Below are 24,141 nucleotides of genomic sequence, written 5' to 3' on the forward strand. Positions count from 1 at the left end.
GTCGTCAGCGCCGGCCGCGTCGCTGGAAAATCGCATTCGACGAGCCTGATGACATATTGAAAAGGCTCTGGCACCTGGAAGCGCAGTCACGGCCTGCGCCGCAACGGATGCCGAGGCTCGGCCGGTGACGCTCTCCGACTTGGCCAGGACGCCATCACGCCTGGGCCAGCACCTGCCGCTACCATCCTCGGAGATCCAACGGCGCGAGCCGACGGTGCCCGCCCTGATCGGGGCGGGACATCAGCATTCGGCACCACGGGATCGGCGCTGCGCCGGCCGCTTCCTGCTGCCGTGGATCCGATCTCGCGCACAGGCCGCTCTAGCGTGCCGTCCCGAAGATCCGCTGCTCCACCCGGTCCCCGACGCGGATGCCCAGCCGCTCCGCCGTGCCGGCCGCGAGTTCCAGCGTGGCGCGCACGGGGCCGTTGGAGCTGATGGTGGCGAGGCTGCGCGGCACGGTGCGCTCGGCGATGCGCAGCACCCTGCCCTCCTGCGTGATGAACAGCATGTCGAGAGAGGCGATGGTGTTCCGCATCCACATGCTGCTCTCGCGGGGCTGGCCCCAGTCGAAGAGCATGCCCTCGTTCGGCGCGACGGAGGGGCGGAACATCAGCCCCACCATCTGCTGCCCGGGGTCGATCGCCATCTCCACCTGGAACTCGTGCCGCTTGCCGTCGCGGGTGACGATGACCAGCGGCTCCGCCGGCAGCTTCGGCTGCGGCCCCTCCTGCGCGAGGGCGGCCGCCGGCGCGAGCGCCAGCAGCCCGAGGATCGAGCGGCGCCTCATCGGTGGGGCATGCCCTCGGGGATGACGGTCCTGACCAGGGTCTGATCCAGCGCCTCGTAGTCGTGGTAGCCGATGGCCTCGTAGAGCTCGGCGCGGGTCTGCATCCGGTCCACCATACCCTGCGTGCCGCCGTCCCGGTTGATGGCCGCGTAGAGCTCCTCCATCGCGCGGTTCGCCACGCGAAGCGCCGAGACGGGCCAGATCACCATCGCGTAGCCCATCTCCTCGAACTCCTTGTCCGTGAAGAAGGGGGTGCGGCCGAACTCGGTCATGTTCGCCAGCAGCTTCACGCCGGGCATGCGGCGCGCGAACTCGCGGAACATCTCGGCGGTGTTCAGCGCCTCGGGGAAGATCGCGTCCGCCCCGGCCTCCATGTAGAGCTTCGCCCGCGCGACCGCCCCGTCCATCCCCTCGCTCGCCGCTGCGTCCGTGCGGGCGATGATGTAGAGGTGGCGCCGCGCCTTGCGCGCCGCGGCCACCTTAGCCGCCATGTCCTGGGGATCAGCGAGCTTCTTGTCGTTGAGGTGCCCGCACTTCTTCGGGAGGAGCTGGTCCTCCAGATGCACCGCGGCGGCCCCGGCCTCCTCGAAGGAGCGGACCATGTGCATGACGTTCAGCGCCTCGCCATAGCCCGTGTCGCCATCCACCAGCACGGGCAGGGCCGAGGCGCGGGCAACTTGGCGGATGTACCAGCAGACATCGTCCACCGTGATCATGCCGAGGTCCGGCAGGCCCATATTGGCCGACATGGCCGCGCCGGACATGTAGAGGCCCTCGAAGCCCGCCCGCCTGGCCAGCAGCGCCGCCATGCCCGTATGCGCCCCGGGCAGCCGCAGGATGCCCGGCCGCTCCAGCAGGGCGCGGAAGCGCTGGCCGGCCGGGGCGTCCGGCAGGCTCTCTCCGATCACATAGGGCATTGGTCACCTCCCGGCATGGACGTCGCGGGGGCGCGGGGCCGGGCCGCGTGCCGGGCCCGGAAAGGGGGCGCCTCCGTGCTCGGGAAAGGCTAACACCCGGCCCCGCCGCGGACCAGACGGGGCGCCGCCGGGCCCCGCCTCCCCTTTCCCCCCGGCCGCCCCTCCCCTAGTTTGCCCGGCGAAGCGAGGGGCGGGGCAGGAGAGCATCGCATGGACATGACGGGGAGCCGCCGGATCGAGGCGCCGCGCGAACGGGTCTGGGAGGCGCTGAACGACCCCGCCGTGCTCCAGGCCGCCATTCCCGGCTGCGAGTCGGTCGAGCGCACGGGGCCGGACAGCTTCCAGGCGAAGGTCGCCGTCCGGATCGGGCCGATGTCCGCGAAGTTCGGGGGCAAGGTGACGCTCACCAACGTCAACCCGCCGGAGAGCTACACCATCACCGGCGAGGGCCAGGGCGGCGCCATGGGCTTTGCCCGCGGCGGGGCCGACGTGTCCCTGGTGGAGGAAGGCCCCTCGACCACCACCCTCAACTACGCCGTCAAGGCGCAGGTGGGCGGCAAGATGGCCCAGCTCGGCGCTCGGCTGGTGGACAGCACCGCGCGGCAGATGGCCGACCAGTTCTTCGACCGCTTCGCCGCGCAGCTCGCCCCTGCCGCCGAAACCGCGGCCCCCGCAACCGCTTCTCCCGCAAACACGATGGCAACCGAACCGATGGCTTCCAACGACACCGTCCCCACCATCCCGAACGCGACGGCCACGACCGGCCAGCCCGTGACCGAGCGCCGCACCGCGGTCGCGGCGCTCCGCCCGGGCCAGGCCAAGCGGAGCCTCGCCGAGACGCTCGCCGCCATCCCGCGCGAGCCCTATGGCATGCCCATCAACTTCTGGATCGGCGGCGCGCTCATGCTGGGCGTGCTGGGGCTGCTCTTCGTCATTGGCTGAGGGCATCCCGGGCGACATCGCCGCCACCCGCGCCCTGCTGGAGGCGGGCGGCTACGTCGCCGACACGGCGCTCGCCACCACGGTCCATCTCGCCCTCGTCATGGGGCGCCCCCTCCTGCTGGAGGGCGAGCCCGGCACCGGCAAGACCGAGATCGCCAAGGTCCTCGCCGCGCAGCTCCCGCGCCGGCTGGTGCGGCTGCAATGCCATGACGGCATGGACCTGGCCTCTGCCGCCTATGAGTGGAACCATGCCCGCCAGCTCATGGCGATCCGCCTGGCCGAGGCCGCGGGCGAGGGCGACCGGGCGGCGCTGGAGCGCGGCCTCTACGACCGCCGCTTCCTCGAGCCCCGCCCCCTGCTCCAGGCCATCGAGGGCAGCCCCGCCCTCCTCCTGATCGATGAGCTGGACCGTGCGGACGAGCCCTTCGAGGCCTTCCTGCTGGAGGTCCTGGCCGACTTCCAGATCACGGTGCCCGAGCTCGGCACCCTCCGGGCCGAGACGCCGCCCGTCGTCATCATCACCTCCAACCGCACGCGGGAGGTGCACGACGCCATCCGGCGCCGCTGCCTCTATCACTGGGTGGACTATCCCGACCCCGCGCGGGAGCTCGCCATCCTCGCGCGCCGGGCCCCGGAGGTGCCGGCCGCCCTCTCCGCCCAGGTGGTCGCCTTCGCCCAGGGCCTCAGGGGAGGCGACGCCTTCTTTAAGCCGCCGGGGGTGGCGGAGACGGTGGACTGGGCCCGCGCCCTCACCGCGCTGAACCGGCGCGAGCTGGAGCCCGCGGCCGCCGAGGCGACGCTCGGCGTGCTGCTGAAGTATCAGGACGACATCGCCCGCCTGCGCGGCGAGGAGCTGGCGCGGCGGGTGGAGGAAGCGCGCGCGGCCCTCCCGTGAGCGCCCTCGCCCCCAACCTCCTCGCCTTCGGGCGGGTTCTGCGCCGGGCCGGCCTGCCCGTGGGCCCGGCCGAGGCCCTCTCCGCCGCCGAGGCCCTGGGCCATGTGCCCGTCTCTGACCGCGCCGCCTTCCGGGCCGCGCTGCGCGCGACGATGGTCCACCGCCGCGACCATTTCGAAGTATTCGACGCCGCCTTCGACCTGTTCTGGCGCAACCCCGACGCCCCGGCCCGGCCGCCCGCCCCCGGGGAGGAGATCCCCGACCTCCCCGCCGCCGCCCGCCGCGCCACGGAGGCGATGCCGGGCGGTGCCGCCCCCGCACCGCCCGCGGTGGACCCGGCGCGGCGGGACGACGCGGCGCTGACGGTCAGCGAGCGGGAGCGGCTGAGCCGGATGGATTTCGAGGCCATGACCGCCGAGGAGCTGGCGGCGGCGCGGCGGGAGATCCGGCGCCTCGTCCTCCCCCTGGCCGAGCGCCCCACCCGCCGCTTCCGCCCCGACCCCTCCGGCCCGCGCGCGGATCTCCGGGCGACCATCCGCGCCTCCATGCGGCTGGGGGGCGAGATCGCCACCATTTCCCGCCGCCGCCGCGTGACCCGCCCACCGCCGCTGGTGCTGCTCTGCGACGTCTCCGGGAGCATGGCGCGCTACGCCCAGGTGCTGCTGCACTTCATGCACGCCGTGGCCAACCACCGCGCCCGCGTCCACAGCTTCGTCTTCGGCACGCGGCTGACCAACATCACCCGCGCGCTGCGCGACCGCGACCCCGAGGTGGCCTTCCAGGCCGTGGCCCATATTCTGCCGGACTGGTCCGGCGGCACCCGGATCGGGGAGGCGCTGGACCGCTTCAACCGCCTCTGGGCCCGCCGCGTGCTCGGCCAGGGGGCGGTGGTGCTTCTCATCACGGACGGGCTGGACCGCGGCGGGGCGGAGGGGCTGTCGGACGCCGCCGAGCGCCTCTCCCATTCCTGCCGGCGCCTGATCTGGCTGAACCCGCTGCTCCGCTATGCCGGGTTCCAGCCCCGCGCCGCCGGCATACGTGCGCTCCTCCCGCACGTGCACGAGCATCGCCAGGTGCATAACCTGAACAGCCTGCGAACCCTCGTCGCCACCCTTTCCGGGGCCGGCTCCAGCGGGGCAAGAAACACGGGGAGGCCCGCATGAGCGGCACCGAGGACATTCTGGAGACGGCCCGCGCCTGGCGGGCCGAGGGGGAGAGCGTGGCCCTCGCCACCGTGGTCGAGACCTGGGGCTCCTCCCCCCGCCCGGCCGGATCGCGCCTGGCCGTGACGGGGACGGGCCGCCTCGCCGGCTCCGTCTCGGGCGGCTGCATCGAGGGGGCGGTGGCCGACATCGCGCAGCAGGTGATGAAGGACGGCCGGCCCCAGCTGCTCGATTTCGGCATCTCCGACGAGCGCGCCTGGGAGGTGGGGCTGGCCTGCGGCGGCAAGCTGAAGGTCTTCGTGGAACCGCTGGCGTGACGCCGGAGACGCTGGAGGCGCTCGCCTCCGCCCGCGCCGCCCGCCGCCCCGTCGCGCTGCTCACCCGCCTGCCGGACGGCGCGCAGGTCCTCTACCCCGATCAGCCCGTGCCCCCCGCCCTGGCCGAGGCGGCGGAGGCCGCGCTGCGCGACGACCGCGCCGGCCCCGTGACGCTCGGGGAGGAGAGCTGGTTCATCCATCCCCAAGCGCCGCCGCCCCGGCTGATCGTCGTCGGCGCCGTCCATGTGGCGCAGGCGCTCGTGCCCATGGCGGTCGCGGTCGGGCTGGCGGTGACGGTGGTGGACCCCCGCCGTGCCTTCGCGACCGAGGAGCGCTTCGCCGAGGGCGCGACGCTGGTGGACGAGTGGCCGGACGACGCGCTCACCGCCCTCCGCCCGGACTCCCGCACCGCCATCGTCACCCTCACCCACGACCCGAAGCTGGACGATCCCGCGCTCGACGTCGCGCTGCGCTCGGAGGCCTTCTACATCGGCGCCCTCGGCAGCCGCCGCACCCATGCGAAGCGGGTCGAGCGGCTGACGGAGGCCGGGCACGGCGCCGAGGCCATCGCCCGCATCCGCGCGCCCGTCGGGCTCGACATCGGGGCGGTGACGGCGCCCGAGATCGCGCTCTCGGTCATCGCCCAGGTCGTCGCGGCCCGCCGGGGGAAGCCCGCATGATCTTCGGCCCGACACCGCTGGCCCAAGCGCGCGGCGCGATCCTCGCCCACACGCTGCGCCTGCCCGACCGGGTGCTGAAGAAGGGCACGGTGCTGGACGCCGAGGCGATCGAGGCGCTGCGCCAGGCCCGGCACGAGGAGGTGATCGCCGCGCGGCTGGAGCCGGGCGACGTGCCGGAGAACGAGGCGGCGGACCGCATGGGCAACGCCATGCTCCGCCCCCTGGTCGGCCGCTCCCGCGCGGCGACGGGGCGGGTGAACCTCCTGGCCGAGGCGGCGGGGGTGCTGCGCGTGGATGCCGGGCTGATCGACCGGCTGAACGCGCTGGACGAGAGCCTGACGCTCGCCACCCTGCCCGACTTCGCCGTGGTCGGGCCCGGGGACATGCTGGCGACGCTGAAGGTCATCCCCTTCGCAGTCCCCGCCGGGGCGCTGAAGGTCGCCGAGGCGATGCTGCGCGGCGCCACCGCCCTCTCCCTCCATCCCTTCCGCCCGCTCCGCGTCGGTCTCGTGGCGAGCGAGCTGCCGGGGATGAAGGAGAAGGTGATCGAGAACGGCGCCGAGGCGACCCGGGCGCGGGTGGAGGCGCTGGGCGGCACGCTGCTGCCCCCCGAGCGCTGCGCCCACGAGACCGCCCCCATCGCCGCCGCCCTCGGCCGCCTGCACGGGGCCGGGGCGGAGCTGCTGCTCGTTCTCGGCGCCTCCGCCGTGGTGGACCGGCGGGACGTGGCCCCCGCCGGCATCGTCCGCGCGGGCGGGGTGATCGAGCATTTCGGCATGCCGGTGGACCCCGGGAACCTTCTCTGCCTCGGGCGCATCGGGCCGGTGCCGGCCATGGTCCTGCCGGGCTGCGCGCGTTCCCCCAAGGTGAACGGCTTCGACTGGGTGCTGGAGCGCCTCTTCGCCGGCATTCCCGTGCCGCCCAAGGCGATCACCCGCATGGGCGTGGGCGGGCTGCTGAAGGAGATCGAGACCCGGCCCCTGCCGCGCGGCGAGGCGCCCCGCACGCCGACCGGACCCGCCCCCCGCCGCCCGCGGGAAGTGGCCGCCATCGTCCTTGCCGCCGGCCGCTCCCGCCGGATGGCGCCGCTGAACAAGCTGATGGTGATGGACCGCGCGGGGCAGGCGATGATCGCCCGTGTGGTGGACAGCGCGCTCGCCAGCCGCGCCCGCCCGGTGCTCGTCGTCACCGGCCATGAGCGCGAGCGGGTGGAGGAGGCGTTGGCGGGCCGCCCGGTGCTGATGACCCATGCCGAGGATTACGCCGAGGGGCTCTCCGCCTCGCTCAAGGCCGGCATCGCCGCCCTGCCGCCGGAGGTGGAGGGGGCCGTCGTGCTGCTGGGCGACATGCCGCTCGTCACCCCCGCCGCCATCGACCGTCTGCTGGCCGCCTTCGACCCTGAGGAGGGGCGGGCCATCGTGCAGCCGACCTTCCGGGGCAAGCAGGGCAACCCCGTCCTCTGGGGCCGCGAGTTCTTCCCCGAGATCCTGGAGATCAGCGGCGATGTCGGGGCGCGACACCTCACCGGCCGCCATGCCGACCGGCTGGTCGGGGTGGAGATGGCCGATGACGGCGTGCTCCGGGATTTCGACACGCCCGAGGCGCTGCGCGGCCTCGATCCGGTCAAGACCTGACCTTCTGGCGGGGGCACCCCACTTCCTCCGCCATGCCGACCGCCTACGCCATTCCTTTCACCCCCGACGCCACCCCCGCCGTCTCCCCGAGGGCGCTGCTCTCCGCCTGGGACACGGCGCGGGAGGCGGCGGCGGCGGCGCTGCACGGCCCGCCCCGGCATTTCCGCTTCCCCGGCCGCTTCGCGGGCGACCCTTCGCTCGACCTCCTGCTGGAGGACCGCGACGCCTGCTGCTGGGCGGAGGCGCTGGACCGGCGGTTCGGCCTCGACCACGCCGAGGGGATGGCCGTCCTGCTCCGCCTGCTCGCCCTGCTGGAGGTGATGGGGCGGGCGAGCTGGCTGCGCGGGCTGTTCGACATCGGGCGGGAAGGCACCCTGCTCCACCCCGATCTTCTGCGCGCCGCGGCGACGCAGCCCCTGGACGGCGCGGCCCGCTTCGATGAAGAGGGATTGCGGCACCGCCTCGCGCGCCCGCGCCTGACGACGCCGAACAGCACCACCGGAGCGACGCCCGCATGAAGCAAACCCTCCCCGCGCTCCTCTCCGGCCTGCTGCTCCTGGGCTGCGCCGGCCAGACGCCCGCGCGCCCGCAGGCGGGAGGGGAGAGTGGCCGCGCCGCCGTCAACGCGGCCTGCACCGCCGAGGCCGAGCGCGTGGTGCGCTACCGCGACCGCGGCCAGCTCATGAGGCAGGACGACTACAACGCGCGCGTCGGCACCACCTCCCATCTCGGGCCGCAGGTGATCACCGACCAGATCGCCCAGGTCTATGAGCGCGACCGGCTGGCGGCCGAATGCGCGCGCGGCACGGCGCGGGCCGAACAGCCGCGCGCCCCGGCCATCGGGCCCGCCGGAGCCCCGGTCGGGCGCTGAGGCGCCCTTGCCCCCGGCCCTCTCCCGAATCGTCGCCGGCCCCCTCGGCCGCGCGCTCTCCAGCCGCAACGCCCGCATCTTCTTCGGCGCCAGCCTCGGCGCATGGACCGGGCTGTGGATGCACCGCATCGGCGTCGCCTGGCTCGCCTGGGAGCTGTCGCGCAGCGCGGCCTGGGTGGGGCTGATCGCCTTCGCCGACCTCGCCCCCGCCGTGCTGGTCAGCCCCGTGGCCGGCGCGGTGGCCGACCGGGTGGACCGGGTCCGTCTGACCATGATCTCCCAGGCGATCATCGGGATCGAGGCGCTGACCGTCGCGGGCCTCACCGCCACGGGCGGGATCTCCATCGGCCTTCTCTTCGCGCTGGAGGTGGTCAGCGGCACGGCGGCCTGCTTCGCCCAGCCCGCCCGGCAGACGCTGATCCCCGCCATCGTCGCGCGGGAAGACCTGCCGGCAGCGGTCGCCGCGAACAGTCTTCTCTTCAACGTGGCCCGCTTTGTCGGGCCCGGCCTCGCCGGGGTCGTCATCGCCGCCTGGGGGGTCGCGCCCTCCATCCTGTGCAACGCGCTCGGTCAGGCTTTCGCGACCCTCTCCATGCCGCGGCTGCGGGTGGAGGCGGCCCAGCGCCGGGGCCATGCGGCAACGGCCTCGCTGCTCGCGGAGACGCTGGAGGGCTTCCGCTACGCCGCCCGGCACCCCGGGCTGGGGCCCGTCCTCGTCTTCTCCGCCCTTTCCTCCGTCCTGCTGCGCGGGGTGCAGGAGATCCTGCCGCCCTATGTCGAGCGGCTCTTCGGCCGGGGTGCCGAGTCGCTGGCGCTGCTCACGGCCTGCTTCGCGGTGGGGGCCCTCGTCTCGGGGCTCATCGTCGCCTCGCGGGGGCGACTCGGCGGAACCACGCGGATCGCCGTCCTCGCCATTCTCGCCCAGGCGGTCGCGACGGCGCTCTTCGCCGCGACGGGGCATTTCGGCTTCGCCCTTCTCTGCGCGGCGGCCATCGGGGCGAGCGCCTCCGCCCACGGCATCTCCGTCCAGCTCCTGGCCCAGACCGCCGCCACCCCGGCCATGCGCGGCCGGATCCTCTCGCTCTGGGCCCTCATCTCCCGCGCCTGCCCGGCCATGGGGGCGCTGGCCCTCGGGGCCGCCGGGGAGGCCTTCGGGCTGCGCCTCCCCACCCTCCTGGCCGCGGGGCTGACGCTCGCCGTCTTTGCCTGGGGGATGAGCCGGGCGGGCGGGATCGCGGCCTCCCTGGAAGGGCCCAGGCAGGGCGAGGCCGAGCGGCGCTAGGGCGCCTCCTTGCCGCGCCCCCTCCGCGCGCCCTAGAAGCCCCGCGCCATTCCGGCCTCGGAGTACCAGACATGAGCGCGATCCTTCGCAAGGGCGTCGGCCCCGTCCTCTCGACCTCGGTCGAGTATCACGGCTTCGTCTACCTCGCCGGCATCACGGCCGACGACCTGTCCCAGGACGTCACAGGCCAGACCCAGCAGGTCCTGGACAAGATCGACGCCGCGCTCGAGGAGCACGGCACGGACAAGACCCGCCTTCTCCAGGCCCAGGTCTGGCTGAAGGACATCCGCGACCGCGACGCCATGAACAAGCTCTGGACCGCCTGGCTGCCCCAGGGCGGCGCCCCCGTGCGCGCCTGCGTCGAGGCGAACATGGCGGACCCCCGCCATCTGGTGGAGATCATGGTTACGGCTTGCCGCTGAACCTCTTGGAATGGCATCGGAATCCGGTGCCATTCCCCCTGCCTGACTGTGGCCGCACGACCGCAACACTGTGTCCCAAGCTGTCGCGTTAACCTTCTTGCAGGAATGAAGTCCTGATAGCTTTCCCCTCAGCTACCCCGTCGCGGTAAATCACATCACCTTGCGCCTGGAAGCCCGATGCCAGGTTGCCGCGGTTTCAAAGGCTTGGATAACACCTCCGTGACGCCGCCAGGAATGGCGGGGCCGGTCGACCGGTCAGGGACAAGAGGTCTGTATTGGGGGATAGAATGCGGGCAAAGAGCGTTGCCGTTGCGGTGGTCGCGGCTTGCGGGATGGTTCTCGCGCCGGACCTGATATCCTCGGCCAGCGCTTCCTCCCCGAACCGGGGTGGTGCCAAGCATGTCTCCGCCGCCCAGGCCGCGGCCCCCACCGCCTCTCAGGCCGAGCCGGTTCGCCAGAACCGTTTCAGCGGCGCCAAGGCCGCGCGCCGCGGCACCGGGCGGGGCGAGATGCCGAGCGAGGTGAGCTCCTTCACCAGCATCTCCTGCGTTCCCTATGTGCGCATGGTCACGGGCATTCAGATCACCGGTAATGGCGGGACCTGGTGGAACAATGCCGCCGGCCTTTATCAGCGTGGCAACCGTCCGGAGCCCGGCGCGGTGCTCGTCTTCCGCGCCTCCGGCGGCATGCGCTCGGGCCATGTGGCCGTGGTGGAGCAGCAGGTGAGCGCGCGCGAGATCACCATCCACCATGCGAACTGGGAGGGCCCGGGCATCCGCAAGGGCACGGTGATGCGCAACGTCTCCGTCATGGATGTGTCGGAGGACAACGACTGGACCGCCGTACGCGTCCAGGTCGGGCACGACTCCGACGCCCACGGCCGGACCTATGCGACTTACGGCTTCATCTTCGACCGCCCGGAGGGCATGACGGCCCCGCGCGGCCCGATCATGGTCCGCGACAGCCGGCCCCTGCAGGAGGTGGCCGAGGCGCCCGCTCCCAGCTCGCACCTGCGCTTCATCAACACCTCGGTCGGAGGCCTCGGCGTCGAAGCCGCGCGCTAGAGCGCAAGCGACCGGGTTCCGGGGAGGGCGGCGGCGGATAGGGGGTCCGCCACCGCCCTCCCCGCTTCGTTTTTCAGTATCTCATTCCGAATCCGAAAATTCCTGAGCCGCCGGTGGAAGGTAGCCCTGGCCGGGGCTCAGGCCTGCCGGCTGCCCAGCTCGGCCGCCGTCCAATCCTCCGGACCAGCGATCTCCACGCGGTTCCGCCCCTTCGCCTTCGCGCGGTAGAGCGCGACATCCGCCGTGGCCGCGAGCCCGTCCACGGTGCAGTCCGGCACGGCCACCGCGACGCCGATGCTGATGCTCACCTCGAGCGAGACCTCGCCCACCACGACCGGCGTGTCGGACACCGCTGCGCGCAGCCGCTCGGCCACCATGCCGGCATCGTCGGCCGGCTGCGGCGCCATGGCGACGACGAATTCCTCCCCGCCGAAGCGCGCGACGACGTCCACGGCCCTGAGATGCACGCGCAGGCGCTCCGCCACTTCCCGCAGCACCACGTCGCCGACGGCGTGGCCATAGGTGTCGTTGACCGCCTTGAAGCGGTCCACGTCGATCAGCAGCAGGGTGGCGCCGCCGGCGCGCAGGAGCCCCTCGAGGTGGCGGGTGACGTACCGGCGGTTACGCAGCCCGGTGAGGCTGTCCGTCACCGCCATCTCCAGGCTGCGCTGCAGGTCGGCGCGCAGCCGCTCCTGGTAGCGCTTGCGCCGGATCTGGTTTCGCGCCCGGGCCCGCAGCTCGTTGGCGTCCACCGGCCGCAGCACGTGGTCGTTCGCGCCGAGGTCGAAGCCGCGCAGCACCTGGTTCCGCTGGTCCGTATCCGCGATCAGCAGCACCGGCACCTCGCGCGTCGATGACTGCGCCCGCATCCGCGAGGCCAGGCGAAGCCCCTCGCCGTCGTCCAGCCAGAGGCTGAGCACGGCGAGGTCCACATTCTCCTCCAGCAGCCGCTGCCAGGCGCCCGCCGCATCGGCCGCCCGCGTCACGGTCACACCGTCCTGGGCGAGGATGGAGGCGAGGCTGGCGGCCTCCGCATCGTCCTCGGTCGCGAGGAGGGCGTGCGCGCCGGCCACGCTGCGCGAGGGGTCCGGCATCGGCTCGAAGCCGAGGTCCCGCGCGGTCTCGGCCCGCAGGCGGAAGGCGTCCAGCACCTGCTTCGTGCGCAGCAGCGCCCGGAGGCGCGCGAAGAGCGTCGCGTGGTCCACGGGCTTGGAGAGGAAGTCGTCCGCCCCCGCCTCCAGCCCGCGCACCCGCTCGGCCTGGTCCACCAGCGCCGTGATCATGACTACCGGGATATGCGCGGTGACGGGGGAGGCCTTCAGCACGCGGCAGACCTCGTAGCCGTCCATGCCGGGCATCATCACGTCGAGCAGGATGACGTCGGGGCTCCAGAGCTGGGCGAGGCGCAGCGCCTCCGTTCCCGAACTGGCGAGCGCGACCTCGTAGTACTCGGCGTTGAGCCGCGCCTCGAGGAGCTTGAGATTGGCCGCGATGTCATCGACCACGAGAACCCGCGCGGTCATGCCCGGCCGGTCCTCCCCGTGGCGGGGAGGACGCGCATCCGTGCCAGGAGAGACCTGGAACCCATCGTCCTCTCAGCCGTGATCGGGGCGGAAGGCATTAACGCGTAGGACTCCCGCCCTGGTGGTGCAACAGCCTGTTCTCACGCCCCCGTATACGCAAGATGTGTGGCAGGAGAAATAACGCACTCGGGAACTCGGGAATTCCCGCCGCTTCCCGAGCGGCGGGGCGCCGTGGGAGGGCGGCGGGACCGCCGCCCCGCCCGGCTCAGGCGTTGCCGGAGAGGTAGTCCATCGCGGCCTTCACGCCCCCGGCCTCGTGCGGCACGCCGGCCACCCGCAGCCCCATTTCCACCCCGCCCAGCGTTCCCAGCAGGGACAGGTCGTTGAAGGCGCCGAGATGGCCGATGCGGAACACCCGGTCATTCAGCCGCCCCAGCCCGTTCCCGAGCGACATGTCGAAGCGCTCGAGGATCGCCGCGCGCAGGGCGTTCGCGGAGTGGCCCTCCGGCAGGCGTACCGCCGTGAGCGCGGAGGAGTAGTGCCGCGGCTCGGCGCACTGCACCTCCAGCCCCCAGGCGCGCACGGCGCGGCGCGTGGCCTCGGCGTGCCGGTCGTGCCGGGCGAAGACGTTGGGCAGGCCCTCGGCCATCAGCATGTCGAGCGCGGTGTCCAGCGCGTAGAGCATGTTGGTCGCGGGGGTGTAGGGGAAGTAGCCGGTGGCATTGGCGGCCAGCATCGGCTTCCAGTCCCAGAAGCTGCGCGGCAGCCGCGCCGTCTCGCTCGCGCGCACCGCCTTCTCCGACACCGCGTTGAAGGAGAGGCCCGGCGGGAGCATCAGCCCCTTCTGGCTGCCCGAGATCGTGACGTCCACGCCCCACTCGTCGTGCCGGTACTCGATCGAGCCGAGCGAGGAGATCGTGTCCACCAGCAGCAGCGCGGGGTGGCCGGCCGCGTCCATCGCGCGCCGCACCTCGTCGATGCGGGAGGTGCAGCCCGTGCTCGTCTCGTTGTGGACGACGCAGACGGCCTTGATCTCATGGCCCTTGTCGGCCCGCAGCGCGGCCTCGATCGCGGGCACGTCGGCGGCGCGGCGCCAGTCCGTCTCCAGCAGCCGGGGCTGCAGGCCGAGCCGCTCGGCCATCTCCTGCCAGAGATGGGCGAACCAGCCGGTCTCGCACATCAGCACCGTGTCGCCGGGCGAGAGAGTGTTCACCAGCGCCGCCTCCCAGGCTCCGGTGCCGGAGGCGGGATAGATGACCACGGGCCCGGTGGTGCCGAAGACCGGCTTCACCTTCTCCAGCACCCGCTTGCCCAGGATGCCGAAATCGGGGCCGCGATGGTCCATCGTGGGGTTGTCGAGGGCGCGCAGCACGCGGTCGGGCACGTTGGTCGGGCCGGGGATCTGCAGGAAATGCCGGCCATTCTCGGGCCGGGTGGTGAAATAGGCCATGGGCGTCCTCCGCTCTGGCCGCCGGTCTAGCCCTCAACCCCGCGTCGTGCCAATGAGTTCGGCGCGTTCGATTGATGAGCATCATGGATGCCTCGGAACAGCCTGGGCAGGGCGGATAATGCCGGGCGGTCATCGCGCAGCGTCAATGAATTCGCCATGTCCCATTGATGAAGATTATGGATGCGACGGGGCAGGCAGGCTCGGGTAATCTTGCCCCGCAGGAGACGCCAGGAATGAACGCCATCACCCGCTCGCGCATCGCCCCCGGCGACAGCCGCCTCGCCGCCCGCCTGAAGCGCGAGACGGAAGGGGAGGTCCTGTTCGGGGCCGGCGACCGCGGGCGCTACGCCACCGATGCCAGCATCTACCAGGTGGAGCCGATCGGCGTGCTGCTCCCCCGCACGGTGGAGGACGTGGCCGCCGCCATGGCCATCTGCCGCGAGGAGGGCGTGCCGGTGCTGCCGCGGGGCGGCGGCACGAGCCAGTGCGGGCAGACCGTGAACCGCGCCCTCGTGATCGACTGCACGAAGCACCTGCGGAATCTCGTCTCGGTGGACAGGGCGGCCATGCGGGCGGTGGTGCAGCCGGGCATCTCCCTCGGCGGGCTGAACGATGCGCTGCGGAAGGACGGGCTGTTCTTCCCCGTCGATCCCTCCACCTGGGCGCGCTGCACGATCGGCGGCATGGCGGCCAACAATTCCTGCGGCTCGAAATCCATCCGCTACGGTCTGATGGCGGACAACGTGATGGCGATCGACGCGCTGCTGCCCGGCGGGGAGCGCTTCACCTTCGGCGAACTACCCGACAATCTCGGCGAGGGCGTGCCCGGGAGCGTGGCGGAGCTGGTGAACCGCCTGCGCGCCCTCGGCGCGGCGGAGGCGGCGGAGATCGCGGCGCGCTTCCCGAAGGTGCTTCGCCGCGTCGGCGGCTACGACCTGGAGTCCCTCACCCCCGAGGCGCGGGCGAACGGCCGCGGCAATCTCGCGCGCATCCTCGTCGGCAGCGAGGGCACCCTCGCCTTCTCCGCGGGACTTGAGTTGAAGCTCTGGCCGATCAAGCCGCGCAAGGCGCTGGGCATCTGCCAGTTCCCCACCTTCCGCGCGGCGATGGAGGCCTCCCGGCACCTCGTCACCCTCGACCCCGAGGCGGTGGAGCTGGTGGACCGCACGATGATCGACCTCGGGCGCTCCATCGACATCTACCGGCCGACGATCGACCGCATGGTGACCGGCGAGCCGGACAGCCTGCTCATCGTCGAGTTCCACGGCCATGAGGACGCGGCGCTGGCGCGCGACCTCCGGCGGCTGGACGAGATGATGGCCGATCTCGGCTATCCCGGCGCGGTGGTGGAGTGCATCGACTCCGGCTTCCAGGCCGCGGTCGCCGAGGTGCGCGAGGCCGGGCTGAACATCATGATGTCCATGAAGGGCGACGGGAAGCCGGTCTCTTTTATCGAGGACACGGCCGTGCCGCTCGACGACCTGGCCGACTACACCGAGCGGCTGAACGAGGTGTTCGAGCGCCACGGCACCAAGGGCACCTGGTACGCCCATGCGAGCGTCGGCTGCCTGCATGTCCGGCCCGTGCTGAACATGAAGAGCGGCGAGGACGTGCGCCGCATGCGCCAGATCGCCGAGGAGTGCTTCGCCCTCGTACGCGAGTACAAGGGCAGCCATTCGGGCGAGCACGGCGATGGCATCGTCCGCTCCGAGTTCCACGAGGAGATGTACGGCCCCCGCATCGTCCGCGCCTTCGAGACGGTGAAGGACGCCTTCGATCCGGCGGGGCTGATGAATCCCGGCCGCGTCGTGCGCGCGCCGCGGATGGATGACCGCAGCCTCTTCCGCTACCCGCCGGACTACGCGGCCGATCCCGCCGTGACGCCGGTGCTTGACTGGTCCGCCTGGCCCGGCCCGCAGGGCGGCCTGCTCGGCGCGGTCGAGATGTGCAACAACAACGGCACCTGCCGGAAGTTCGACGCCAACGTCATGTGCCCGAGCTTTCGCGCGACCCGCATGGAGCGGGACCTGACGCGCGGCCGCGCGAACACGCTGCGCTTGGCGCTGACCGGCCAGCTCGGCCCCGACGCGCTGGCCTCGGACGAGGTGGCCGAGGCGCTCTCCCTCTGCGTCTCCTGCAAGGGCTGCAAGCGCGAGTGCCCGACGGGCGTGGACATGGCCAAGATGAAGATCGAGGCCCAGTACGCCCGCGCGAAGAAGCACGGCGTCTCCGCCAAGGACCGGCTGATCGCCACCCTTCCGCAATGGGCGCCGCTCGCCTCCCGCGCGCCCTTCCTGGCCAATGCGCGGGAATGGGTGCCGGGCGCGCGCGCGATCGGGGAGCGCGTGCTGGGCTTCACCAAGCAGCGCGCCCTGCCCCGCTTCGCCGCCCGGCCCTTCCGTGACCCGGAGGACGGGGCGCCGGCGCCCCGCGGCGACGTGCTGCTCTTCGGCGACACCTTCAACCGCTACTTCGAGCCGGAGAACCTGCATGCCGCGGTCCGCGTGCTGCGCGCCGCCGGCTATCGCGCGGTTTCGGCCAGGGCATCCGACTCGTCGCGCCCGCTCTGCTGCGGCCGCACCTACCTGGCCGCGGGCATGGTGGAGGAGGCACGCATGGAGGCGCGGCGGACGATGGAGGCGCTCTCCGGCTCCGACCTCCCGGTGCTCGGGCTGGAGCCCTCCTGCCTTCTCACCCTGCGCGACGAGTTCAAGTCGCTGCTCCCCGGCGAGGAGGCGGACCGGCTCGCCGACCGCGCGATGCTTCTCTCCGAGTTCCTGGTGCGCGAGGGCGCGGAGCTGCCGCTGCAGGAGGTGGCCCCCGCCGCGCATATCCATGGCCACTGCCACCAGAAGGCGTTCGGCGCCTTCCCGGCCGCGGTCAAGGCGCTGCGCACCGTGCCGGGGCTGGAGGTGAAGCCGATCACCTCCTCCTGCTGCGGCATGGCGGGCGCCTTCGGTTACGACGCGCGCCGGGTAGAGGTGTCGAAGGCCATGGGCGAGCTCTCCCTCGCCCCCGCCGTGCGCGCGGCGCCGGAGGGGGACGTGATCGTGGCCGACGGGACATCCTGCCGCCACCAGATCGCCGAGCTCACGGGGCGCGAGGCGCTGCACAGCGTGCGCGTGCTCGACCGTGCGCTGCGGCGGGACGCGGAGTGACCGTGACGGCACCCTGTTGCTGCGCTGCAACAGGGTGCAACCAGGTGTTGTAGGGGGGATGAAAGAGCAACCGTTTCGCGGCAGGATAGGAATCGTCCAGTCCCCGTATCGTTTCACGGGGTCTCCCAAAAGAGAGATGATCTTGATGCCTCGCCTGCGCGCAGCGCTGCTCGCCACGACCCTTCTCGCCCTGCCCCTCGCGGCCCAGGCGCAGCCCGTCACCGGGCTCTATATCAGCGGCGGCGCGGGCTATAACTATCTCCAGGGCACCGAGCGGGAGCTGACCGGCAATGCCGGTGCGGCCGCGCGCGCCGCCGGCATCCCGACGAAGGTCGAGGTGACCTGGGAGAACGGCTGGGTCGGGCTCGGCTCGATCGGCTGGGGCTTCGGCAACGGCCTGCGCGCCGAGGTCGAGGGCTTCTACCGCGAGAACGACTACCACGGCACGCTGGCCGCCGGCCTGGCGAGCCGCACCAACGGCGGCAAGCTCTGGCAGGCCGGCGCGATGGCGAACGTGCTGTTCGACCTCGACCTCCGCCGCTTCGGCTGGGCCGAGCCGATCTTCACGCCCTATATCGGTGGCGGCATCGGCTGGTCCCACGTGGCGCAGGACAACGTGCGCACCGACTTCCGCCCGGTTCGCTCGCAGCTCCTCGTCTCGGATGACGACTCGGACGTCTTCGCCTTCCAGGGCATCGCCGGCGCTTCCTTCCCCCTCGGCGTCCCCGGGCTGAGCCTGACGGCCGAGTACCGCTTCTTCGGTACGACCGACCCGAACTTCACCGTCGTCCAGCGCCAGACGATCAACAACACGGTGACCGTCACGAAGCAGGGGCTCGAGAATTTCAACCACAGCGCGCTGCTCGGCCTGCGCTACGCCTTCAACCAGCCGCGCCCGGCGCCGGTCGCCACGGTTGCTCCCGCGGCCCCGGCGGCGGCTCCGGCGCCTGCGCGCACCTACCTCGTGTTCTTCGACTTCGACCGCGCCGACCTGACGGACCGCGCCCGCCAGATCATCGGCGAGGCGGCCCAGGCCGTGAACTCGACGGGCACGACGCGCATCGAGGTGGCCGGCCATGCCGACCGCTCGGGCACGCCGCAGTACAACCAGCGCCTGTCCCAGCGCCGCGCCGAGGCGGTGGCGGCCGAGCTTGCCCGCCGCGGCATCTCGCGCAACCAGATCTCGGTCCAGGCTTTCGGCGAGAGCCGCCCGCTGGTGCCGACCGCCGACGGCGTGCGCGAGCCGCAGAACCGCCGCGTCGAGATCGTGCTGCGCTAAGCAGCACGGCCTCCCGCAAGGGCGTCCAGGGGGGCGGGACCGAAAGGTCCCGCCCTCTTTCTTTTGGAACCGGACCACGAACGGAGGTTCCAGCGGGAGGCGATCCGTCGTAGCTCCTCCCGCATGACTTCCCGCCCAGACCGCGACGCCATCCAGGCGGAAATCCTCCGGCAGGTCGCTGCGCGCGGCCCAGCGAAGAGCATCTGCCCGAGCGAGGTGGCCCGGGCCCTTCTGCCGGAATCCTGGCAGTCCCTGATGGGCCCCGTTCGCCAAGCCGCCGTCGCGCTCGGCCGCGAGGGAAGGCTCGAGGTGCTGCGCAAGGGCCGCCCCGCCGATCTCGACGAGCTCCGCGGCGTGATCCGCCTCCGCGCGCCCGCCCCGCCGGAGTGACCGCGCCGGATTGACCCGGGCCGGCCAAGGGGGACACTCACCCCTTCCCCAAGGCCGGACCATGCCCATGCGCTTCACCCTCGCCGCTCTTCGAGACGCGTGGTCGCTTTCCCGCCCCTTCTGGAACGGCGACCAGCGCTGGGCCGCGAGGGGGCTGCTCGCCGTGGTCGTGGTGCTGAACCTAGGCCTCGTCGCGATGAACGTGCTGCTCACCTACTGGCAGCGCGGCTTCTACAACGCACTGGAGACGAAGGACTGGCAGGCCTTCATCAACCTCCTCCTCATCGGCGGCCCGACGGACGACTTCGCCTTCATCCCCGGCTTCAGCCTCGTCGCGGCGCTCTACATCGTCGTCGCGGTCTACGCGCTCTATCTCAAGCAGGCGCTCCAGATCCGCTGGCGCCGCTGGCTCACGGATTCCCTCACGCGCCGCTGGCTCGGCCACCGCGCCTACTACCGGCTCGCGGTGGAGGACCGGGGCACGGACAACCCGGACCAGCGCCTCGCGGAGGACGCGCGCCTCTTCGTGGACAGCACCCTTACCCTCGGCCTCGGGCTGATGCGGGCGGTGGTCACGCTCGTCTCCTTCGTCTTCGTGCTCTGGGGCCTCTCGGGCGAGGTCACGGTCTTCGGCGTCGCCATCCCCGGCTACCTCGTCTGGGTGGCGCTCGCCTATTCGGCGCTGGGCACCTGGCTGACGCACCGGATCGGGCGAAAGCTGATCGGGCTGAACTTCCTGCAGGAGCGGGTGGAGGCGGACTTCCGCTACGCCCTCGTCCGCGTGCGCGACAATGTGGAGGGCATCGCCCTTCACCGGGGCGAGGAGGAGGAGCGCACCGGGCTGGAGGGACGCTTCGGCGCGGTGATCGGCAACTGGTGGGCGATCATGCGCGCCACCAAGCAGCTCACCTTCTTCACCGCCGGCTTCTCCCAGGTGGCGACGATCTTCCCCTTCGTCGTCGTCGCGCCGAACTATTTCGCCGGGCGCATCCCGCTGGGCGGGCTGATCCAGACCTCAACCGCCTTCGGCTCGGTGCAGGAGGCGATGTCCTGGCTGGTGAACAACTATCCCGAGGTGGCGGCCTGGAGGGCGACGGTGCAGCGCCTGACCGGCTTCGAGACCGCGATCAGCGCCGCCGAGGCGGCCGATGCCGAGGGGCCGCGCGTCGAGAGCGGGACGCAGAAGGGGCTGGAGGCGAGCGGGCTCGGCGTGTCGCTGCCGGACGGCCGGCCGTTGCTGGAAGACGTGTCCCTCACCGTCGCGCCGGGGGAGGCGGTCGTCGTCTCCGGCGCTTCGGGCAGCGGGAAGTCCACCCTCTTCCGGGCGCTGGCCGGGATCTGGCCTTTCGGCCGGGGCCGCGTCTCCGTGCCGGCGGGGGGCAGTGCGCTCTTCCTGCCCCAGCGTCCCTACCTGCCGCTCGGCACGCTGCGGCGAAGCCTGTCCTATCCCTCGCCGGAGGGCAGCTTCGACGACGCCGCGCTGCGCGCGGTGCTGGAGGATGTGGGGCTGGGGCACCTCGCGCCACGCCTCGACACGGGGGAGAGCTGGGAGCGCGTGCTCTCGGGCGGGGAGCAGCAGCGGCTGGCCTTCGCTCGCGCCCTGCTGCAGCGCCCGGCCTGGCTCTTCCTGGACGAGGCGACCGCCAGCCTCGATCCCGTAGCGGAGGAACGTCTCTACCGGCTGCTGCGGGAGAGGCTGCCGGGCACGGCGATGGTCTCCATCGCCCATCGCCCGGCCGTGGCCGCCTTCCACGACCGCGCCCTGCGGGTGGAGGGGCGCCGCCTCGTGCCGGCCTGAGGGCCGGCCCGGGGTTCCGGCGCCCCGCCGCTCAGTGCTCCTGGTCGGGCGCCGGATCGGAGTTGAGGAGGGTGTAGCGCTCCTCGCCGATCTTCTCGATCAGGGTGAACTGGGCGTGGAGGAAGTCCTGGTGCTTCTCCTCGTCCGCGAGGATCTTCAGCAGCAGGTCGCGGGAGACGTAGTCGCGCACCGCCTCGCAATGGGCGATGCCGTCACGGAGGTCCTGGATGGCCTTCTGCTCGATCCGCTCGTCGCATTCCAGGATCTCCTTCACGGACTGGCCGATCAGGATCTGGTTCAGGCGCTGGACGTTGGGCAGGCCGTCGAGGAAGAGGATGCGCTTGATGAGCCAGTCGGCGTGGCGCATCTCCTCGATCGACTCCTCGTACTCGTGCTTGCCGAGCCGGGTCACGCCCCAGTGGTTCAGGGTGCGGGAGTGGAGGAAGTACTGGTTGATCGCGGTCAGCTCGTTGGTGAGCTGGATGTTCAGGTACTCAATGACCTTCTGGTCGCCGGGCATGGCGGGCGCCTCTGCTGCTTCAGCCCTGCGGAATGGAGCGGCGCCGCGCCGTGGTCAACGCCCGTTTCGGGGCGCGCCGCACTCAGTGGGCGAGCGTTGCGCCGGTGTCCAGCGCGGGAAGGGGCTGCCCCGAGCCGTCGCGCAGCATGCCCAGGATGGTGGCGGTGCAGCAGCCGCACTGCGCCCGGCAGTTGCAGGCGGCATAGACATCGTGGGTACGGCCCGCGCCGGCCGTGATGGCCGAGCGGATCTGGGTGTCGGTCAGGCCGTTGCAGCTGCAGACATACATGCGGTGCGGTCCTCGCGCCCAGTGCGGTCTCTGTCCCGCTGCGATCCCCGCAACCGGACGCCGCCCTTCTACCAGTTGCGAAAGATGATGCAAGTCATTCTCAATCGAGGAGGCGCGATTTCCTGCCTCAGCCCGGTGCGGGGGCACGTAGCCAGCTGGAGGTGACATGGGCGCAGGGCTTCTCCGCCCCCTCGCCGCGCATCCAGACCTCGGCATAGACGCTGTTGCGGCCGTGCCGGACGATCCGGACCTCGGCCAGCACCCCCGCATTCCCGGCCGGGCGAAGGAAGGCGATGCTGAGCTGGGCGGTGCGGGTCTCGTCCCCGCCCCCGGTCGCGACGAGGAGCGGCACCCAGATCGCCACGTCGGCGAGCGCCATCAGCGCGGGGCCCGAGGCGGTGCCGCCGGGGCGGAGCGACAGTTCCGAGGGCGGCAGGCGCAGGATGGCGGTGTCGGGCCCCGCGCTCACCACCTCGATGCCGAGGGCGCCGGCCAGGGGAACCCCCTCCCGCACCCGGGCCGTCAGTTCCTCGACCGTCACGCCCCTCTCCCCTGCCCCGCCCCTCGCCCGCCCCCTGGCCGGCCCTCATGGGGGCGGATAGAAACACCGTGTCACCTCGGAGGGGAGCCGCCCAGCCATGAAGACCCGCGCCGCCGTCGCCTGGGAGGCGAACAAGCCCCTGACGATCGAGACCGTGGATCTCGAAGGCCCCAAGGCCGGGGAGGTGCTGGTGGAGATCATGGCCACCGGCGTCTGCCACACCGATGCCTACACGCTGTCGGGCCTGGATTCGGAGGGCAAGTTCCCCTGCATCCTCGGGCATGAGGGTGCGGGCGTCGTGCGGGAGGTCGGCGCGGGCGTGACGAGCGTGAGGCCGGGCGACCACGTCATCCCGCTCTACACGCCGGAATGCCGGAACTGCAAAACCTGCCTTTCCCAGCGCAGCAACCTCTGCACGGCCATCCGCTCCACTCAGGGGCAGGGCATCATGCCCGACGGGACTTCGCGCTTCTCCTGCGAGAATCCCAACAAGCCCGTCTGGCACTACATGGGCTGCAGCACCTTCTCGAACTTCACCGTGCTGCCCGAGATCGCGGTCGCCAAGGTCCGTGAGGACGCGCCCTTCGACAAGATCTGCTACATCGGCTGCGGCGTGACGACCGGGATCGGCGCGGTGATCTACACGGCCAAGGTGCGGCCGGGATCTAATGTCGTGGTCTTCGGGCTCGGCGGCATCGGGCTGAACGTCATCCAGGGCGCGCGCATGGTGGGCGCCGACAGGATCGTCGGCGTGGACCTCAACCCCGCCAAGGCCGAGATGGCCCGGAAGTTCGGCATGACCCATTTCGTCAACCCCGACGAGGTCGGGCGCGACAAGGTGGTGCAGGCGATCCAGGACATCACCGATGGCGGCGCGGACTACTCCTTCGAGTGCGTCGGCAACGTCCACACCATGCGCCAGGCGCTGGAGTGCTGCCATCGCGGCTGGGGCGAGAGCATCATCATCGGCGTCGCCCCCTCCGGCACCGAGATCTCCACCCGCCCCTTCCAGCTCGTCACCGGGCGGGTCTGGAAGGGCTCGGCCTTCGGCGGCGCGCGCGGGCGCACGGACGTGCCGAAGATCGTGGACTGGTACATGGAGGGGAAGATCGACATCGACAGCCTGATCACCCACACCATGCCGCTGGACCGCATCAACGACGCCTTCGACCTCATGCACGAGGGCAAGAGCATCCGGTCCGTCGTCACCTTCTGACGACGTCCGTCGTCACGTTCTGACGACGCCTACTCGCCGGGGATGCTCCCCGGCGGCAGGGCGGCGGCGTGGTCGAACACGCCGCCCGCGGTCGTGATCCACACCCGGTCGCGCCGCGCGGCGATATGGGCCAGGGCGCGGCGCAGCGCCCGCATCCGATAGGGCTGGCCGATGATGTAGGGGTGGAGCGCGATCCCCATCACCTGCGCCACCCCGTCCCGCGCCTGCCGCAGCCGCTCATCGAAGTCGTCCACGATCATCTCCGCGAACTGCGAGGCGCCGTCCTTGCGCGCGACGATGGAGGGGATGTCGTTCACCTCCTGCGGATAGGGGATCGCCATCAGCGGCCCGTGCCGCGTCTTGTGCCAGACGGGCTGGTCGTCGCTGCACCAGTTGAGCGTGTAGCGGTAGCCCGCCTCGGCGAGCAGGTCCGGCGTCGCGCGGCTCTCGGCGATCCAGGGCGAGAGCCAGCCCCGCGGGGCCACCCCTTCGTGCCGAGCCATGGCCGCCGTCGCCTCGGCGATGAGGGCCCGCTCCTCCGCTTCCGGCAGGACGGATTGCCGCTCGGAATTGGTGCGCCCGTGCCCGGCCATCTCGTCCCCTCGGGCGCGGTGGGCGGCGACGAGCCCGGGCGCATGGTCGTACATCGCGCTGTTCAGCAGCACGGTGCAGGGCAGCGAGAGTTCGTCCAGCGTCTCGATCAGCCGCCAGGCGCCGACGCGGTTGCCGTAGTCCCGCCAGGCGTAGTTCAGCACGTCCGGATGCGGTCCAGCCCCGCTGCTGGCACCGGGCGCCAGCTCCGCCCCCAGCCCCTCGCCGAAGGCGAAGTGCTCCAGGTTCACCCCGAGATAGACGGCCAGCCCCGCCCCGCCCGGCCAGCTCCAGCGCGGCCGCCCGCGCCAGGGGTGGTAGCCGTGTCGGCCATGGCTGGGGAGCATGCGGGACCTCGCAGGAAAGGCGTGATGGAAAGGCGCGGAGATGCAGATGCCGTGCCGCATTCCGC

At 72.0% G+C, this 24,141-nt stretch carries 24 protein-coding genes; 16 read left to right on the plus strand and 8 right to left on the minus strand.

Annotated features, from left to right (window positions below; all coding sequences use genetic code 11):
* Nucleotides 1-319: 319 nt before the first annotated feature.
* Together FHS87_RS07815 and prpB are read right to left on the minus strand one after the other, a co-directional pair.
* Nucleotides 320-787 (minus strand): DUF192 domain-containing protein, encoded by a 468-nt coding sequence (locus FHS87_RS07815; RefSeq protein WP_184515920.1) that lies wholly within the window; start codon nucleotides 785-787, stop codon nucleotides 320-322.
* Complete coding sequence (gene prpB / locus FHS87_RS07820; protein WP_184515923.1) at nucleotides 784-1,704, minus strand: methylisocitrate lyase; 921 nt, start codon at nucleotides 1,702-1,704, stop codon at nucleotides 784-786. The genes FHS87_RS07815 and prpB overlap by 4 nt, the downstream gene beginning before the upstream one ends.
* 210 nt (nucleotides 1,705-1,914) lie before the next feature.
* Here prpB and FHS87_RS07825 point away from each other — a divergent pair, with 210 nt between their 5' ends.
* The 11 genes from FHS87_RS07825 (at nucleotide 1,915) to FHS87_RS07875 (ending at nucleotide 10,974) form a co-directional block, all read left to right on the plus strand.
* The gene (locus FHS87_RS07825) at nucleotides 1,915-2,646 is read left to right on the plus strand and encodes a CoxG family protein (RefSeq protein ID WP_184515926.1); all 732 of its coding nucleotides are present in this window, start codon (nucleotides 1,915-1,917) and stop codon (nucleotides 2,644-2,646) included.
* Complete coding sequence (locus FHS87_RS07830; protein WP_246418220.1) at nucleotides 2,639-3,541, plus strand: AAA family ATPase; 903 nt, start codon at nucleotides 2,639-2,641, stop codon at nucleotides 3,539-3,541. The genes FHS87_RS07825 and FHS87_RS07830 overlap by 8 nt, the downstream gene beginning before the upstream one ends.
* On the plus strand, nucleotides 3,538-4,704 hold the full coding sequence (locus FHS87_RS07835) for a vWA domain-containing protein (RefSeq protein WP_184515932.1): 1,167 nt from the start codon (nucleotides 3,538-3,540) through the stop codon (nucleotides 4,702-4,704). The genes FHS87_RS07830 and FHS87_RS07835 overlap by 4 nt, the downstream gene beginning before the upstream one ends.
* On the plus strand, nucleotides 4,701-5,021 hold the full coding sequence (locus FHS87_RS07840) for an XdhC family protein (protein WP_184515935.1): 321 nt from the start codon (nucleotides 4,701-4,703) through the stop codon (nucleotides 5,019-5,021). The genes FHS87_RS07835 and FHS87_RS07840 overlap by 4 nt, the downstream gene beginning before the upstream one ends.
* On the plus strand, nucleotides 5,018-5,701 hold the full coding sequence (locus FHS87_RS07845) for an XdhC family protein (protein WP_184515938.1): 684 nt from the start codon (nucleotides 5,018-5,020) through the stop codon (nucleotides 5,699-5,701). Before FHS87_RS07840 ends, FHS87_RS07845 begins: the two co-directional genes overlap by 4 nt.
* Nucleotides 5,698-7,335 (plus strand): NTP transferase domain-containing protein, encoded by a 1,638-nt coding sequence (locus FHS87_RS07850; RefSeq protein ID WP_184515941.1) that lies wholly within the window; start codon nucleotides 5,698-5,700, stop codon nucleotides 7,333-7,335. Before FHS87_RS07845 ends, FHS87_RS07850 begins: the two co-directional genes overlap by 4 nt.
* Nucleotides 7,336-7,367: 32 nt before the next feature.
* Nucleotides 7,368-7,853, plus strand: a complete 486-nt coding sequence (locus FHS87_RS07855; RefSeq protein WP_184515944.1) for a hypothetical protein — start codon at nucleotides 7,368-7,370, stop codon at nucleotides 7,851-7,853.
* On the plus strand, nucleotides 7,850-8,206 hold the full coding sequence (locus tag FHS87_RS07860; protein ID WP_184515947.1) for a hypothetical protein: 357 nt from the start codon (nucleotides 7,850-7,852) through the stop codon (nucleotides 8,204-8,206). Before FHS87_RS07855 ends, FHS87_RS07860 begins: the two co-directional genes overlap by 4 nt.
* Before the next feature lie 7 nt (nucleotides 8,207-8,213).
* The gene (locus FHS87_RS07865) at nucleotides 8,214-9,488 is read left to right on the plus strand and encodes an MFS transporter (protein WP_246418222.1); all 1,275 of its coding nucleotides are present in this window, start codon (nucleotides 8,214-8,216) and stop codon (nucleotides 9,486-9,488) included.
* Nucleotides 9,489-9,559: 71 nt separating this feature from the next.
* A complete protein-coding gene (locus FHS87_RS07870; protein ID WP_184515956.1) occupies nucleotides 9,560-9,910 on the plus strand; it encodes a RidA family protein in 351 nt (116 codons plus the stop codon).
* A gap of 332 nt (nucleotides 9,911-10,242) precedes the next feature.
* Entirely contained in the window at nucleotides 10,243-10,974 is a 732-nt protein-coding gene (locus FHS87_RS07875) for a CHAP domain-containing protein (protein ID WP_184515958.1), read from the plus strand.
* A gap of 137 nt (nucleotides 10,975-11,111) precedes the next feature.
* Here the strand turns inward: FHS87_RS07875 and FHS87_RS07880 are convergent, their stop codons facing one another.
* Nucleotides 11,112-12,497: a PleD family two-component system response regulator gene (locus FHS87_RS07880; protein ID WP_184515961.1), complete on the minus strand. Its 1,386-nt coding sequence runs from the start codon at nucleotides 12,495-12,497 to the stop codon at nucleotides 11,112-11,114.
* Nucleotides 12,498-12,762: 265 nt separating this feature from the next.
* On the minus strand, nucleotides 12,763-13,947 hold the full coding sequence (locus FHS87_RS07885) for a pyridoxal-phosphate-dependent aminotransferase family protein (RefSeq protein WP_184515964.1): 1,185 nt from the start codon (nucleotides 13,945-13,947) through the stop codon (nucleotides 12,763-12,765).
* A gap of 233 nt (nucleotides 13,948-14,180) precedes the next feature.
* Here FHS87_RS07885 and FHS87_RS07890 point away from each other — a divergent pair, with 233 nt between their 5' ends.
* The 4 genes from FHS87_RS07890 (at nucleotide 14,181) to FHS87_RS07905 (ending at nucleotide 20,572) form a co-directional block, all read left to right on the plus strand.
* The gene (locus tag FHS87_RS07890; protein WP_184515968.1) at nucleotides 14,181-17,105 is read left to right on the plus strand and encodes an FAD-binding and (Fe-S)-binding domain-containing protein; all 2,925 of its coding nucleotides are present in this window, start codon (nucleotides 14,181-14,183) and stop codon (nucleotides 17,103-17,105) included.
* A gap of 145 nt (nucleotides 17,106-17,250) precedes the next feature.
* A complete protein-coding gene (locus FHS87_RS07895) occupies nucleotides 17,251-18,384 on the plus strand; it encodes an OmpA family protein (RefSeq protein WP_184515971.1) in 1,134 nt (377 codons plus the stop codon).
* 123 nt (nucleotides 18,385-18,507) lie between these two features.
* Complete coding sequence (locus FHS87_RS07900; protein WP_184515974.1) at nucleotides 18,508-18,774, plus strand: DUF3253 domain-containing protein; 267 nt, start codon at nucleotides 18,508-18,510, stop codon at nucleotides 18,772-18,774.
* 61 nt (nucleotides 18,775-18,835) lie between these two features.
* Nucleotides 18,836-20,572 (plus strand): ABC transporter ATP-binding protein/permease, encoded by a 1,737-nt coding sequence (locus FHS87_RS07905; protein WP_312861920.1) that lies wholly within the window; start codon nucleotides 18,836-18,838, stop codon nucleotides 20,570-20,572.
* Between the two features lie 31 nt (nucleotides 20,573-20,603).
* Here FHS87_RS07905 and bfr read toward each other — a convergent pair whose 3' ends face one another.
* From bfr to FHS87_RS07920, 3 genes are all read right to left on the minus strand, one after another.
* The gene (bfr, locus tag FHS87_RS07910; RefSeq protein ID WP_184515977.1) at nucleotides 20,604-21,092 is read right to left on the minus strand and encodes a bacterioferritin; all 489 of its coding nucleotides are present in this window, start codon (nucleotides 21,090-21,092) and stop codon (nucleotides 20,604-20,606) included.
* Between the two features lie 82 nt (nucleotides 21,093-21,174).
* Nucleotides 21,175-21,381 (minus strand): (2Fe-2S)-binding protein, encoded by a 207-nt coding sequence (locus FHS87_RS07915; protein ID WP_184515980.1) that lies wholly within the window; start codon nucleotides 21,379-21,381, stop codon nucleotides 21,175-21,177.
* A 127-nt stretch (nucleotides 21,382-21,508) separates the two neighbouring features.
* The gene (locus FHS87_RS07920) at nucleotides 21,509-21,922 is read right to left on the minus strand and encodes a PaaI family thioesterase (RefSeq protein ID WP_184515983.1); all 414 of its coding nucleotides are present in this window, start codon (nucleotides 21,920-21,922) and stop codon (nucleotides 21,509-21,511) included.
* Between the two features lie 97 nt (nucleotides 21,923-22,019).
* Here FHS87_RS07920 and FHS87_RS07925 point away from each other — a divergent pair, with 97 nt between their 5' ends.
* The gene (locus tag FHS87_RS07925; protein WP_184515986.1) at nucleotides 22,020-23,138 is read left to right on the plus strand and encodes an S-(hydroxymethyl)glutathione dehydrogenase/class III alcohol dehydrogenase; all 1,119 of its coding nucleotides are present in this window, start codon (nucleotides 22,020-22,022) and stop codon (nucleotides 23,136-23,138) included.
* A 29-nt stretch (nucleotides 23,139-23,167) separates the two neighbouring features.
* Here the strand turns inward: FHS87_RS07925 and FHS87_RS07930 are convergent, their stop codons facing one another.
* The gene (locus FHS87_RS07930; RefSeq protein WP_184515989.1) at nucleotides 23,168-24,076 is read right to left on the minus strand and encodes a polysaccharide deacetylase family protein; all 909 of its coding nucleotides are present in this window, start codon (nucleotides 24,074-24,076) and stop codon (nucleotides 23,168-23,170) included.
* Nucleotides 24,077-24,141 lie beyond the last annotated feature (65 nt).

The organism is Muricoccus pecuniae, from assembly GCF_014199205.1.
GTDB classification, from domain to species: domain Bacteria; phylum Pseudomonadota; class Alphaproteobacteria; order Acetobacterales; family Acetobacteraceae; genus Roseomonas; species Roseomonas pecuniae.

What these genes read in the sequence shown, in the direction of transcription:
- prpB (WP_184515923.1), bottom strand. Translation starts at nt 1,704, where the DNA reads ATGCCCTATGTGATCGGAGAGAGCCTGCCGGACGCCCCGGCCGGCCAG.
- FHS87_RS07890 (WP_184515968.1), top strand. Translation starts at nt 14,181, where the DNA reads ATGAACGCCATCACCCGCTCGCGCATCGCCCCCGGCGACAGCCGCCTC.
- FHS87_RS07915 (WP_184515980.1), bottom strand. Translation starts at nt 21,381, where the DNA reads ATGTATGTCTGCAGCTGCAACGGCCTGACCGACACCCAGATCCGCTCG.
- FHS87_RS07850 (WP_184515941.1), top strand. Translation starts at nt 5,698, where the DNA reads ATGATCTTCGGCCCGACACCGCTGGCCCAAGCGCGCGGCGCGATCCTC.
- FHS87_RS07860 (WP_184515947.1), top strand. Translation starts at nt 7,850, where the DNA reads ATGAAGCAAACCCTCCCCGCGCTCCTCTCCGGCCTGCTGCTCCTGGGC.
- FHS87_RS07815 (WP_184515920.1), bottom strand. Translation starts at nt 787, where the DNA reads ATGAGGCGCCGCTCGATCCTCGGGCTGCTGGCGCTCGCGCCGGCGGCC.
- FHS87_RS07905 (WP_312861920.1), top strand. Translation starts at nt 18,836, where the DNA reads ATGCCCATGCGCTTCACCCTCGCCGCTCTTCGAGACGCGTGGTCGCTT.
- FHS87_RS07885 (WP_184515964.1), bottom strand. Translation starts at nt 13,947, where the DNA reads ATGGCCTATTTCACCACCCGGCCCGAGAATGGCCGGCATTTCCTGCAG.
- FHS87_RS07930 (WP_184515989.1), bottom strand. Translation starts at nt 24,076, where the DNA reads ATGCTCCCCAGCCATGGCCGACACGGCTACCACCCCTGGCGCGGGCGG.
- FHS87_RS07855 (WP_184515944.1), top strand. Translation starts at nt 7,368, where the DNA reads ATGCCGACCGCCTACGCCATTCCTTTCACCCCCGACGCCACCCCCGCC.
- FHS87_RS07895 (WP_184515971.1), top strand. Translation starts at nt 17,251, where the DNA reads ATGCCTCGCCTGCGCGCAGCGCTGCTCGCCACGACCCTTCTCGCCCTG.
- FHS87_RS07900 (WP_184515974.1), top strand. Translation starts at nt 18,508, where the DNA reads ATGACTTCCCGCCCAGACCGCGACGCCATCCAGGCGGAAATCCTCCGG.
- FHS87_RS07825 (WP_184515926.1), top strand. Translation starts at nt 1,915, where the DNA reads ATGGACATGACGGGGAGCCGCCGGATCGAGGCGCCGCGCGAACGGGTC.
- FHS87_RS07925 (WP_184515986.1), top strand. Translation starts at nt 22,020, where the DNA reads ATGAAGACCCGCGCCGCCGTCGCCTGGGAGGCGAACAAGCCCCTGACG.
- FHS87_RS07840 (WP_184515935.1), top strand. Translation starts at nt 4,701, where the DNA reads ATGAGCGGCACCGAGGACATTCTGGAGACGGCCCGCGCCTGGCGGGCC.
- FHS87_RS07880 (WP_184515961.1), bottom strand. Translation starts at nt 12,497, where the DNA reads ATGACCGCGCGGGTTCTCGTGGTCGATGACATCGCGGCCAATCTCAAG.
- FHS87_RS07875 (WP_184515958.1), top strand. Translation starts at nt 10,243, where the DNA reads ATGGTTCTCGCGCCGGACCTGATATCCTCGGCCAGCGCTTCCTCCCCG.
- bfr (WP_184515977.1), bottom strand. Translation starts at nt 21,092, where the DNA reads ATGCCCGGCGACCAGAAGGTCATTGAGTACCTGAACATCCAGCTCACC.
- FHS87_RS07870 (WP_184515956.1), top strand. Translation starts at nt 9,560, where the DNA reads ATGAGCGCGATCCTTCGCAAGGGCGTCGGCCCCGTCCTCTCGACCTCG.